Consider the following 13,025-nt stretch of genomic DNA (forward strand, 5'->3'; position numbering starts at 1 on the left):
AAAATCATGTTTAGCTTTCAAAAACTTGAAATATATCAGTTAGCCAAAGAAATTGTTAAGCTCAATTACAAGATGACTAAAAAGTTTCCCAGCGATGAAAAATTCGCCTTAACACAACAGATGAACCGATCAGCTGTATCAGTGCCATCAAACATCGCAGAAGGCACAAGTAGAAGTAGTAATAAGGAAAGAGCACACTTCATCAACATGGCGTACGGCTCTTTAATGGAATTGGTTTGCCAAGTTGAAATATCCCAAGAGCTGGGGTATATAGAACAAGGCGAGCAAGAAACTTTTATGAAAATGAGCAAAAACCTGAGTGTAAAAATGAGTAACTACCTTAGAACGATGGTTTAGCAATGGCTTAGCAATGGCTTAACAATGGTTCAGCAATGGTTAAACTATTGTTTTACGATCGCTCAACTACTGCTCAACTATTGTTAAAGTCAGAAGGAACAAGCAGAAAAAGCAACAAAGATAGAGCCCACTTTATCAACATAGCCTACGGATCTTCAATGGAACTAGTTTGTCAAATGAAAATATCCCATTAACTGGGATATATAGAACAAAGTGACCATGAAACTTTTATGAAGATGAGTAAAAACCTAAGTGTAAAGATGAGCAATTATCTTAGAACAGTAATTTAGCTTTGTTCAACGATAGTTAAACGGTAGTTAAGCAGTTTTATTTCGTTTTATAACTACAGCTCAACCCTTAACCACAGCATACACAATTGCTTAACCACAGTTTAACAACCGCTCAACTACTGCTCGACTATTGTTAAAAAGAGAGGATGTGAAAGAACAACATGTCAAACAACGAAAACAGCAAAAATAACCGCAAACGTATATACTTATCCTCCCCCCATATGAGCGATGAAGGATATGAACAACAATATGTACAACAGGCATTCGATACCAACTGGATAGCACCCCTTGGCGAAAATGTAAACGAATTCGAGAAAGAATTCGCTGCTAAAGTAGGGTCCAAAGCAGCTGCTGCACTTTCCTCTGGGACAGCAGCTATTCACTTAGCCCTAAAAGCAGCTGGTGTTGGAAAAGGAGATATTGTCTTCTGTCCAACACTGACTTTTGCTGCTACTGCAAATCCAATAATATACCAAAATGCTACTCCAGTCTTCATAGATAGTGACTATAAAACATGGAACATGTGTCCAAAAGCCCTACAAGAAGCTTTTGAAAAATATCCTAATGTTAAAGTAGTTATAGTTGTTCACCTATACGGTTTATCTGCAGATATGGACAAAATTATGGAGATTTGTAATCGGCACAACGTAACCGTCATCGAAGACGCAGCAGAAAGCCTTGGAACATACTATAAAGGGAAGCACACTGGCACAATTAGTGATTATGGAATTTATTCTTTCAATGGAAACAAAATCATCACCACATCAGGCGGTGGCATGCTAGTTTCTAATAATGAAGAGCGAATACAAAAAGCTAGATTTTGGGCGACACAATCAAGGGATCAAGCCAAGCACTATCAACATAGTGAACTGGGTTTTAACTACCGAATGAGCAATGTTGTTGCTGGTATTGGTCGTGGACAGCTTAAAGTATTAGAAGAGAGAGTAAAAAAGAAAAGATACATATATGAATTTTATAAAAAAGAACTTGGGCATTTCCATGGTGTAGATTTTATGCCTATAAATGACTGGGATGAGCCAAACTGTTGGTTAACAGCTCTGACGTTAAGTGGCAAAGTTCGGCCTATAGATGTTATGGAAGCTCTAGAGAAAGAAAACATTGAGGCCAGGCCTATTTGGAAGCCGATGCATATGCAGCCATATTTCGAACAGTATGAGTATGTCGGTGGAGATGTGAGTGATAAGTTATTCGAGAACGGTGTGTGCTTGCCGTCAGATTCGAAGATGACAGATGAGGATCTCGAGAGAGTTTGCAAAATAGTTAAGGGGTTGTGGAGTAAATGAAAAATGAGATAAAAAGTGAATTGAGCCCTTCCAACCTTCCAACTTTCCAACTTTCCAACCAAAAAGGATTTTACAGAAACTTTATCAAACGCCCAATGGACTTAATCTTGTCGTTGATGGCAATTATCGTTTTAAGTCCAGTACTTATAATTGTTGGTGTATTAGTAAGAGTTAAACTGGGGAGTCCAGTACTATTTAAGCAAAAAAGACCTGGGCTTAATGAGAAGATTTTCACCATGTATAAGTTTAGAACTATGACAGATGAAAAGGACGAAAATGGTGAGTTATTACCTGACAGTGTTAGGTTAACAAAGTTTGGGAATATGTTACGATCAACTTCTTTAGACGAACTGCCGGAGTTGTTCAACATCCTAAAAGGGGATATGAGTATTGTTGGTCCAAGACCGCAGCTTGTAAGGGATATGGTATTTATGTCACATGACCAAAGGAAAAGACATTCGGTTCACCCCGGCCTTACTGGTTGGGCACAAGTGAATGGTAGGAATAATGTGACGTGGGAAGAAAAGCTTTCTTTAGATCTTCAATACCTTAAGGATATTACATTCATAAAAGATATGAAAATTATACTTATGACCATTGTCAAAGTCTTTAAGAAAGAAGATATTTCAACTCAAGGGATGGAAACAGCAGAAGATTTGGGAGATTATTTACTGAAAGTAGGGAAAGTTGATAGAGAAGAGTATAGTAAAAAGATGAGAAAAGCAGACATTACCGTAAACTAGGGAATAGTTCAAAAAGTTTGCAAAGTGAATAACAATTAGAGGAGCAATAGATTTATGAGAAAAATATGGATATTCAATCATTATGCATGTACACCTAAAACAGGACCTCTCCTAAGACACTATTATTTTGCTAAAGAAATGAATAAAAGAAACTATGAGGTTAGAGTGTTTGCAGCTAACGAAGTGCACTATAACAATAATAGTATTGATACTATGGGGGGCAAATATGTTGAGAAGAACGATGAAGGGCAACCTTTTGTCTTTGTTAAAACCACTAAATATAAGGGGAATGGCATATCTAGAGTTAGAAATATGCTGTCTTATTTTTTTAATCTTTTTCCGGCGACAGCGGGCATAGCTAAAGACTATGGAAAACCTGATGTTATTATTGGCTCTAGTGTTCACCCATTAGCATGTGTTGCTGGCATTCAAATAGCTAAAAGGTTTAAAATTCCTTGTATTATTGAAATTAGGGACTTATGGCCTGAGGCAGTTTTTTCTTTTGGGAAAGTAAAGGAGAATAGCATATTAGGCAAATTGTTAACAGCAGGAGAAAAATGGATTTATAAACATAGTGATGCGATAATATTCACCAAAGAAGGGGATATAGATCATATCAAAGAGATGAAATGGGATACAGATCAAGGTGGAGAGATTGACTTGAGTAAATGCTTTTATATAAACAATGGAGTTGATACAGAAACATTTAATCAAAATAAAGAAACAAACCAGTATAATGATACTGATTTGATAGACGATAGTTTTAAAGTGATTTATACTGGCTCTGTTAGGCCTGTAAATAACATAGACAATATTATAGATGCTGCTGTATTTTTAAAAGATAACCCTGATATTAAAATACTAATTTTCGGGACAGGAAGCGATTTAGATAGATTAGAGCAGCGTATTAGAGATGAAGGATTAAGTAATGTCAAAATAAAAGGTTTTGTTGAAAAAAAATATATTCCTTATATACTAAGCAAATCATCGGTTAATATACTAAACTATTCACAGCATCAATATAACTGGACTAGAGGAAATAGCTCCAACAAACTTTTCGAATATATGGCCAGTGGAAAACCTATCATATCAACGGTGAAGATGGGTTATTGTATTCTTGAAAAATACAAATGTGGGTATTCGTTAAAAGATAGCACGCCTCAGGAGCTAGCTAATAAAATCTTAGAGATTAAAAATCTGCCTGAGCAAAGATACAAGTTTTTGTGTAAAAATGCAAAGGAAGGCTCTACAAATTTTGATTATAAAGCATTGACAGATCAATTAGGCTATGTTGTAGATACTGTAATGAAGAGAAATAACAAGGAACGAAGGTGATTATATGATTAAATCACTGTTAAGTGAATATGGAGTAGGTTGGACTGCAAATAGAAGCTTGTATACGGCTAAGTTAAAAATAATGACAAACTTCTCATGCACTGAAAGACTTTTTGAGAAGAAAGTTAGTGTAAAAAGGGTTGATATTTTTGATTTCGAATTAGATACTATAAAAGACTTCCTATCAACATTAAGTAAGGAAAAACAGCAAAGTATTATTGCAGTTGCAGACAAGGCAACAAATGGCATCATAAATGGATTTTCATCAGTAGAATTAGATTATGGATACCCAATTAATTGGCATCTGAATCCACTTACTGGGTATGAGAGTCGAAAAGACTTAAAATGGTTTAAATTACCTGATTTTGATAAAAAAATTGGAGACATAAAAGTAATTTGGGAGGCGTCAAGATTAACCCACTTTCTATATTTTGGAAGAGCGTACTTAATAACTAATGATAAAAAATATTATACTGCTTTTTCAAATCAACTTGAAGATTGGCTTAAAAGTAATCCTTATTCATACGGCTCAAATTATAAGTGTGGACAAGAATCAACCCTTCGCATGATTAATGCACTAATTGCATACTCTGTATTTAGAGAATTTGGATTGATTACAAAGAAAGATAAGAAGCACATCTGTGAAATTGTTGAAGGAAGTTACAAAAAAGTTTTGTCAAACTTTTTTTATGCTCATAAGTGTATAAAGAATAATCATACTTTTACTGAAATACTTGGCATGATTATTGGAGCTTGGTGTAGTGAGGATAATGCTAGGATAAGAAAAGCATATAAACTAATGGACCAAGAGATAGTTAATCAGTTCTTCCCTGATGGAGGGTTTAATCAATATTCTTTTAATTATCATAGATTTACTTTGCAAATTCTTGAGGCTTTATTTAAAATCAGTGAAAAGACAGGTATCCAGATAACGGAAACTGAAAGAATAAAAAAAAGTATTTTACTGCTTTACCATGTACAAGCAGAAAATGGTGATGTTCCTAATTATGGTTCAAATGATGGGGCATTAATTTTTCCTCTTTCAACTTGCGGATATAGAGATTTTAGACCAGTATTGAATACTATGTATGGCTTAATATCAGGAAAAAAACTCTATGAGAAAGGTCCATATGACGAGGAGCTACTATGGTTTTTTGGTTCCGCAGATTTACCAGTAGAGAAAATAACTCCTAAAAGTATAGCTTTTGATTATACAGGATTCTATGTTTTACGACATGAAAAAGGTTTTCTTATGACATGCTTACAAGACTATGGGTCTAGGCCGGCACACATGGACCAGCTTCATATAGATCTTTGGCATAAAGGCATTAACATCTTATGTGATAGTGGTACGTATTCTTACGCTAGTGAACTAGGAAAGGAACTGTCTTCTACAATAGGGCATAATACAGTGAAAATACCTAGTATAGAGCAGATGAATAAGAGGGGAGCTTTTTTAGTAACTGATTGGACAAAACGAGAACAGTTTACCCATTCAGAGTTTGAATTTAAGGGAAAGGTTAGTTCTCAAAATGGGTATAGCCATTCAAGAAAGGTCATCAGGTTACAAAATGGGTATTTGATTAAGGATAAAGTGACTGGTGAATCCGAGGTTTGTGAGTTCGTCTTCAACACGCCTTGTGATGTACGTGTTAACGAGAATGGTTTTATATTACTAAGGAACAATCATAAGATTGCTTCGATAGATATTGAAGGTGATATTGATATAACGGAATCTTTTAGGAGCCTTTATTATATGAGAAAAGAAAAGATTAACAGAGTACGAGTAATACAAAGCATGCAAAATGGCATATGCCATGCAAAATATGAGATAAGTTTATACTAAATAATTATTGATGGGGGAATGAAAATGATTAATGTAATTGGGCTAGGTTACATAGGCCTACCTACCGCTTTAATGTTTGCAAAAAGTGGTGTAGAGGTTGTGGGAACAGATATTAGCGAAGAATTAGTACAGTCGCTTTCACAAGAAAAACTTTCCTTTGAAGAAGAAGGCTTAGAAAAGCTCTTTGAAGAAGCAATAAGTAATGGGATCAAGTTCTCTACTGAATATCAATATACAAATACCTACATCATTGCCGTGCCTACGCCTTATGTTAAGGAAAGTAAAAAGCTTGATCCAAAATATGTTATTTCGGCGGTCAACAGCGTTTTAGATGTTTGTGAAAAGGGCTCTGTTATTATAATAGAATCAACAATATCACCTGGAACTATGGATAGGTATATTAGACCTGAGATAGAAAAAAGAGGGCGTGTTATAGGGGGAGATATACACCTAGTGCATGCACCTGAAAGGATAATTCCAGGTAATATGGTTTACGAGCTTGAATATAACTCTAGAACAATTGGAGCTGATGATATACAAGTTGGTGAAAAGGTCAAAAGCTTATACAAAAACTTCTGTGAAGCTGAAGTTGTGATTACAGATATAAGAAGTGCAGAAATGTCAAAGGTTATCGAAAACACTTATAGGGATGTAAATATAGCATTTGCTAACGAGTTGGCTAAGATTTGCAGACAGGACAATATGAATGTTTATGAAATTATAAGAATTGCTAATATGCATCCCAGGGTAAATATATTACAACCGGGACCTGGGGTAGGGGGCCACTGTATTTCGGTTGACCCATGGTTTTTAGTTGGGGATTATCCTGATTTAACTAAAATTATATTAAATGCTAGAAAAATCAATGATTCCATGCCTACTCATGTACTTAGTAGAATTAGAGATATTATGAGAGAGCATGGAATTAAGGATATCTCCAAGGTTGGCCTTTATGGTCTGACATATAAAGAGAATGTTGATGATACAAGAGAAAGCCCTACTCTCCAGCTTCTGGAAAGAATGGACGAGCATTTGGCTTTTGGTGTTAAAGTTTTTGATCCAATGGTTAAAGATAAAATTGTTGATCATCAATTTATGGACTTTGAGGACTTTTTAAATGAAATTGAAATTCTAGTTGTTATGGTAGGCCATGACCATATTAAGTCTAATATGGAGCTCGTAAAAGATAAATTGGTTTTAGATACAAAAAATATATTTAATTATGAAATAGTTTACAAGTTATAATATGTGAATTTGGTTCAACCATGCTTAGCTATAACAAAAAATCAAATAATAATTTTGGGGTGAAACAGTGAAGAAAGTTATATTTTTAATTTCCCATATTCCTAATCCAAGAATATTAAAGAGAATTAAAGCTATTGAGAGTGACTTTGGAATCTATTTAGTTTATTGGGATAGAGGCCAGGAGCTAAAAGAAGATTTTGAAATAGATTCAAGGCATGAGGTTGTGAAGATTCAAATAGATGCCCCTTTTGGTAATCCTGTAAAAAGATTATTCCCCTTAATGAGGTTTGTGCTGACTGCATTACACCAGCTTAAAACTATCAAACCAGATACAATTCATGCAGGGAACCTTGATATGTTACTTATATCTATTATTTACAAAAAAATATATAATAATAAAGTACAAGTAGTTTACGAAGTAGGTGACCTACCAAAATATGCTTTTATTAAAAGTGGTTATTCCCCTAAAAAATTGGTTCCTAAAACATTACAAGTTATTGAAAGAGTGCTAACAAAAGATATTTCAAAGTTAATTGTAACCTCACCTTATTTTTGGAACGAATACTTTTCGAGTTTTGTTGATCACAACAAATATTTATTCATTCCTAATGCACCATTTAAAAGTTTATTTGCTAGCTATAAAAGTAGAGAAAATAAAGTCTTTACAATTGGTTTTGTTGGTTCCGTTAGATATGTCGAACAGTTAAAAATGTTAATTGATGCAGCGGAAGAACTAGGTGGTAAAGTGAAGGTTCTTATAGCTGGTTCTGGTACAGGGTACGAACATGTGCTAAATTATACAGCTGAAAAAAGTTTTGTCGAGTGTTATGGCCCATATAACTATGAAAAAGAGATAGTACAATTATATGAAAAGGTTGATTGCTCATATTCTGTATATGATACCAAGCTAGAAAATGTGACTTTAGCACTACCTAATAGACTTTATGAATCTATTGTTTGTCATGTTCCGATTATAGGGGCTAAAGGGACTGCTTTAGGAGAATTTATTAACAAAAATAAGATTGGCGTAACTGTGGATAGTACAGATAAAGAGGAGTTAAACTTAGCTATTATGAAACTTGTATGTGATGAAGACTTAGTAAGAGAATATAAAGAAAACTGCATAAAGATAAAAGAAGATTTTTATTATGAAAATAGTAGTAAGAAACTCTTGTCAGAGTATAAACGAATTAACGCACTTTAGGAGGAAGGAAATTGAGACTTAAACCAGCAGTTAAAGAAATGAAAAATAAAGCAATTGGTTTAGGAAAAGTAGCATCATCTAAAATTACTGAATTTAATCATAATTCATTAACCATTTTGTTGTTGCTCCTCATCCCACCAAGTATGATAATATTAGGTTATAACATCCCGGTTATATATTTTTTAATGCCAATTTTTGCATTTGTATTCATTGCTATTGTTGCTGGATGGATAAAAAAACCTAAAATAACTAGAGTGTTTATTGCATTGTGGGGTCTAATTATCTGTCAGGTTTTGATTTCAGGTATTCTAGGCCCAATAGTATTACTAGATGTTTTTTCTTTTCCAAATGAGGTGCTGCAGTACGTAACAAGATTTTTAGTTTTTGTAGGCTTAATTGCAATAATCTATAATTCTAAGATTAGTGAGTCTTATTTTATAAAAATATTTTCAGTTGTTTCTTTGACTGCTATGGCAGTGGGGATACTACAATGGATCCCATGGATTGGACAAGAATTTATGTTACGTTCTTACGCAATGGTGGATAGAGAAATAGGAATTTCCCAAGTAGGCACCTTAGTTTCTCGTGTACCTGGTATTGCACGACATGCAACTTCAACTGGTGGACTTGCCGCTTTCATATTTATGTTCTCGCTTTCTATGCTTTTAACAAAGAATAGATATTGGATGTTCGGTATAGTCGGAATTGTTTTTTCAATTTTGAATTTGATAGCAGCACAGGCAAGGGGTGGAATGCTTGCGGTAGCTGTCACTTTCATGGTTATTTATTTTGTTGATGGTATATCAAAGCGGAAAATCAAGGCAAACTTACTTAAAATGTTATTAGTAATTACTGTGGTACTATCTTTACTTGTTTTTTTATATAATCAAGGAAACCCACATGTCGTACAAGGTTATGATAGATGGGGGAGGCTTTTTGACCAAATAGCTGATGGGGGTAACCGATATAGTCAAATAACAAGAGGGTTATCTTTGTTAGATAGTCCATATACATATATATTTGGTGTTTCTAGAGGATTTCAGGTTCTATATGGTTTTATGCTAGAAGTTGAATTTTTAAATATTTTAGTTTTATATGGCCTATCAGGATTTGTATTACAGTATGGGTTGGTGTTATTTCTTTTATATTATTTTTATAAAAACCTACGGTTAGTAGCAAAAAATAATACAATATACACGCTGACTTTAGCTTCCTTTTCCGGACTGTTTTCCTATCAGGTGTTTTCAACAGCTTATTATTTTTTTCGTGAAATTAATGTCGGTTTATATCCTTGGGTATTCTTCGGAATAACAATTGGACTAATTGAAAGATACAAGCGAAATATTTCTAATCTTGAGAAATAACTTCAATTATAGAATGGAGAATAAAATAAAAAAATCGAACCCTAAAGCATCATTTTTTTTACATTCACTAGTAGCAGGTGGATTTGTTAAAAATACTTTAAGGTTAGCTAAGAGGGATTAAAGATAAGGTATGATGTGGATTAAGCTAAACTCATGAAGACTTTCAGAACAGAAATATTTTCCAAATCTTATTAAGCCTTTGAAGTCCCAAACGAAAAAACATCAAAATTTGATATACTATGTGAAGTGAAGTAGACAAAAATTAGAGTTATTAGTAAAGGAGCATTAGGCTATAGATTTTACTCCACCGTTTCTAATTACTTTAACTAAAAAAGAAGTAGTATGCTGCTAACTAGAACTAAAGGTAACCCCAAAAACGAAAAAGCATTGTGCTATGCAATTACTGTACCAAGGGAGTGTTTTTATGATTCTACATATTAGAAGAAATGAGAAATTCAATAATGCATATATTAATTTTGTAAACAATAATTTTAATTCAAAAGCTCATGAATTTGTTATAATTGGAAGAGATTATGGATTCAAAATACCGAATAATAAAAATATTTCAGATCTTAAAAAAATAAACTTGCAGAATTTGATCCGCTTATTAAAGAAAATGTATAAAGCAAAAAAAATTATAATTCATGGACTTTTTAACTCTAGAGTTTTACTAATACTTTTTTTAAACCCGGTTTTATTAAAAAAAGTGAGTTGGGTAGTATGGGGAGACGATCTCTACTGTTATAGAAATAAAAATAAGTCCTTAAAATCAAAACTAAGAGAATATGTTCGAAAGAAATCCATCACGAATTTTGGGGCAGTTTGCACTTTGGTTGAGGGAGACTTCGAATTAGCAAGAAAGTGGTATGATGTAAAGGGGCAGTACAAGCCTGCGAAATATATCGATGTTAAAAGTCGAAAGTGCTTAATAGATATGATAAAGAATGAGAAAAGAAAAGTAGGAGATAAAACAATCATACACTTAGGTAATTCTGCTACAGAAACCAATAATCACATTGAAATGTTAAAGATTCTAGGAAAATTTAAAAATGAAAACATAGAAATAAGATGTCCCTTATCATATGGGTCTGAAGAATATAGAGATGAAGTTATTAGATGCGGAAAAAACATATTTGGAGATAAATTTAAACCAATTACTCATTTTATCAAAAAGGACAAGTTTTACGATTTATTAAATGAGGTGGATATTGGAGTATTTAATAATGATAGACAACAAGGGTTAGGAAATATAAATCCTTTAATCTCTTTAGGGAAAAAAGTATATTTGCGTAGTAATACAACTGTATGGGATAGCCTCGAAGGTAAGGGCATCAAAATTTATAAATTAGAAAGTGTTAGACAATTAAATTTTAAGGAATTTATTACATTCCCGAGTTCTGATAGAGAATGGAATAAGAACTTAAAATTAAAGGACTTAGAAAACATCAAAGAAGTTAGGAAGATTTGGGAAAATATTTTTAATACATAAGAAATTTTTGGGTACTTCAAATACACAAATATTATTGGTTTGGTTAGCAGAGATAGTTTTAGCGCTAATGAATCTGGGATATCAATCTAGATATAAGATGTGATAATAATTTTTGTTTCATGAAATCATTTCGCAAAAATATAGTGAATTGTAATTTTTAGTTTTGCGGTTAAGATATTTTGGTATTTAATAAGTGTTACAGCTTAAAAGAATTTATATAAACCTAAGGTGATAAAAATGAATAAACAAGCCTCATTAAAAAACAAAACAATTTCCGGAATGATTTGGTCGTTCTCTGAGAGAATAAGTACCCAGATAGTACAGTTAATCGTACAAGTAGTACTCGCGCGACTACTTGTGCCAGAAGATTTTGGTCTTTTGGGAATGATTATGGTTTTTATAGCATTATCACAGACTTTTGTGGATAACGGGTTTACTAAAGGACTTGTTAGGGAGCACAACTCAACAGAAGAAGATTACTCCACTGTATTTTTCTTTAATCTGGCAGCAGCAATTGCACTATATATTACACTTTTTTTCTCAGCAGAGGGAATCAGTATTTTCTTTGAAGAACCACAGTTAGTCAGTCTTATTAGAGTTATAGGTGTTGTGTTAGTTATTAATGCGTTTGGTTTAATTCAACGGACTATTTTAATTAAGAAAATGAATTTTAAAACAGAAACAAAAATCAATCTAGCTTCTTCGTTAAGTGCAGGAGTAATTGCCATATTTCTGGCACTTAGAGGTGCTGGTGTATGGGCCTTAGTTTTTCAAAAAATATTTATGCAATTTTTTCAAGCTTTACTACTCACTTTTTCTAATAGATGGTTACCATCACTAGTTTTTAATGTAGAATCTTTTAAAAGATTTTTTAGTTTTGGATGGAAACTTTTTGCTTCAAGCTTGATTGGAAATTTATATAAGGAGATTAATCAAGTTATCATTGGGCGTATGTTTTTAGCAACTGACTTAGGGTTTTATACTAATGCAAAAAAATTGAAAGACACAGCAGCTAACTCCATTACACAGTCTGTACAAAAAGTAAGTTATCCCGTGCTTAGCAGCTTACAAGATGATCCTACTTTACTCAAAAAAGGGTATCAAAAAATTATAAAAAACGCTGTATATATCACGTTTCCTTTTATGCTTGGACTTATGGCTATAGCACCGACAATGATTCCTCTATTTCTAGGAGAGCAGTGGGCTTCTTCGATTGGCTATTTTCAAATATTATGTCTGGCAGGAGCACTTTACCCCCTTCACGCTATCAACTTAAATATTCTTCAGGTAAAAGGAAGAACTGATTTATTCTTAAAATTTGAAATTGTAAAGAAAGTGGTAGGTCTAACCTTGATTGTAGTTTCAGTAGTTCTTGAACTAGGCATTGAAGGCTTATTGTGGGCAACTGTAATCAATTCCTATATAAGTTTCTTTATTAATTCATCTAATTCTAAAGAGTTAGCTAATTATTCTTCACTAGAGCAGCTAAAGGACATCGGTAAGACTGCCTTTAATTCAATTCTTATGACAATAGGGGTCTATATCATTGGCACTAATGTACTGCCCTTTGGATATTTTCTTACACTAATTATTCAGGTCTGTTCTGGAGTGGCCTTATATGTAACACTTTCTTTATTGTTCAAGGTAGAAGAGTTTACTACTATACTAAATATAATTAAACCGTTAGTTGTAAGAGTCCTTAAAAGGGGACATAGTAATTTTAAAATATTCAAATAAGTTTACCATGCAAAGGAAAGCCTCTAAATAATATTTAACAAAGAATAGAAAAGAAGAAAGGAATTTGTTTAAGATTAATTGCGAATTAAATTCATTAATTATACTTTGATG

11 protein-coding genes are annotated in these 13,025 nt (G+C 33.1%); all 11 read left to right on the top strand.

What is annotated here, in order from left to right:
* Positions 1 to 6: 6 nt before the first annotated feature.
* Entirely contained in the window at positions 7 to 357 is a 351-nt protein-coding gene (locus tag PRVXH_RS06165; protein WP_353894427.1) for a four helix bundle protein, read from the top strand.
* 35 nt (positions 358 to 392) lie between these two features.
* On the top strand, positions 393 to 551 hold the full coding sequence (locus PRVXH_RS06170) for a four helix bundle protein (RefSeq protein ID WP_353894428.1): 159 nt from the start codon (positions 393 to 395) through the stop codon (positions 549 to 551).
* Positions 552 to 808: 257 nt separating this feature from the next.
* Positions 809 to 1,951, top strand: a complete 1,143-nt coding sequence (locus tag PRVXH_RS06175; RefSeq protein ID WP_353894429.1) for an aminotransferase class I/II-fold pyridoxal phosphate-dependent enzyme — start codon at positions 809 to 811, stop codon at positions 1,949 to 1,951.
* Positions 1,948 to 2,694: a sugar transferase gene (locus PRVXH_RS06180; protein WP_353894430.1), complete on the top strand. Its 747-nt coding sequence runs from the start codon at positions 1,948 to 1,950 to the stop codon at positions 2,692 to 2,694. The genes PRVXH_RS06175 and PRVXH_RS06180 overlap by 4 nt, the downstream gene beginning before the upstream one ends.
* A 54-nt stretch (positions 2,695 to 2,748) precedes the next feature.
* Positions 2,749 to 4,029 (top strand): glycosyltransferase family 4 protein, encoded by a 1,281-nt coding sequence (locus tag PRVXH_RS06185; RefSeq protein WP_353894431.1) that lies wholly within the window; start codon positions 2,749 to 2,751, stop codon positions 4,027 to 4,029.
* Positions 4,030 to 4,033: 4 nt separating this feature from the next.
* Positions 4,034 to 5,875, top strand: a complete 1,842-nt coding sequence (locus PRVXH_RS06190; protein ID WP_353894432.1) for a heparinase II/III family protein — start codon at positions 4,034 to 4,036, stop codon at positions 5,873 to 5,875.
* Positions 5,876 to 5,899: 24 nt separating this feature from the next.
* Positions 5,900 to 7,120: a nucleotide sugar dehydrogenase gene (locus PRVXH_RS06195; RefSeq protein ID WP_353894433.1), complete on the top strand. Its 1,221-nt coding sequence runs from the start codon at positions 5,900 to 5,902 to the stop codon at positions 7,118 to 7,120.
* Between the two features lie 67 nt (positions 7,121 to 7,187).
* Positions 7,188 to 8,324: a glycosyltransferase gene (locus tag PRVXH_RS06200; RefSeq protein ID WP_353894434.1), complete on the top strand. Its 1,137-nt coding sequence runs from the start codon at positions 7,188 to 7,190 to the stop codon at positions 8,322 to 8,324.
* A gap of 11 nt (positions 8,325 to 8,335) precedes the next feature.
* Positions 8,336 to 9,688: a hypothetical protein gene (locus tag PRVXH_RS06205; protein WP_353894435.1), complete on the top strand. Its 1,353-nt coding sequence runs from the start codon at positions 8,336 to 8,338 to the stop codon at positions 9,686 to 9,688.
* Between the two features lie 424 nt (positions 9,689 to 10,112).
* Positions 10,113 to 11,177 (top strand): TDP-N-acetylfucosamine:lipid II N-acetylfucosaminyltransferase, encoded by a 1,065-nt coding sequence (locus PRVXH_RS06210; protein ID WP_353894436.1) that lies wholly within the window; start codon positions 10,113 to 10,115, stop codon positions 11,175 to 11,177.
* A 237-nt stretch (positions 11,178 to 11,414) separates the two neighbouring features.
* On the top strand, positions 11,415 to 12,914 hold the full coding sequence (locus tag PRVXH_RS06215) for a lipopolysaccharide biosynthesis protein (RefSeq protein ID WP_353894437.1): 1,500 nt from the start codon (positions 11,415 to 11,417) through the stop codon (positions 12,912 to 12,914).
* Positions 12,915 to 13,025: the final 111 nt, after the last annotated feature.

Origin of the sequence: Proteinivorax hydrogeniformans (genome assembly GCF_040515995.1) — a bacterium.
GTDB lineage: Bacteria > Bacillota > Proteinivoracia > Proteinivoracales > Proteinivoracaceae > Proteinivorax > Proteinivorax hydrogeniformans.

Bases quoted from the DNA above. Each gene is read 5' to 3' on its own strand.
- PRVXH_RS06165 (WP_353894427.1), top strand. From the start codon at position 7: ATGTTTAGCTTTCAAAAACTTGAAATATATCAGTTAGCCAAAGAAATT.
- PRVXH_RS06170 (WP_353894428.1), top strand. From the start codon at position 393: ATGGTTAAACTATTGTTTTACGATCGCTCAACTACTGCTCAACTATTG.
- PRVXH_RS06175 (WP_353894429.1), top strand. From the start codon at position 809: ATGTCAAACAACGAAAACAGCAAAAATAACCGCAAACGTATATACTTA.
- PRVXH_RS06180 (WP_353894430.1), top strand. From the start codon at position 1,948: ATGAAAAATGAGATAAAAAGTGAATTGAGCCCTTCCAACCTTCCAACT.
- PRVXH_RS06185 (WP_353894431.1), top strand. From the start codon at position 2,749: ATGAGAAAAATATGGATATTCAATCATTATGCATGTACACCTAAAACA.
- PRVXH_RS06190 (WP_353894432.1), top strand. From the start codon at position 4,034: ATGATTAAATCACTGTTAAGTGAATATGGAGTAGGTTGGACTGCAAAT.
- PRVXH_RS06195 (WP_353894433.1), top strand. From the start codon at position 5,900: ATGATTAATGTAATTGGGCTAGGTTACATAGGCCTACCTACCGCTTTA.
- PRVXH_RS06210 (WP_353894436.1), top strand. From the start codon at position 10,113: ATGATTCTACATATTAGAAGAAATGAGAAATTCAATAATGCATATATT.
- PRVXH_RS06215 (WP_353894437.1), top strand. From the start codon at position 11,415: ATGAATAAACAAGCCTCATTAAAAAACAAAACAATTTCCGGAATGATT.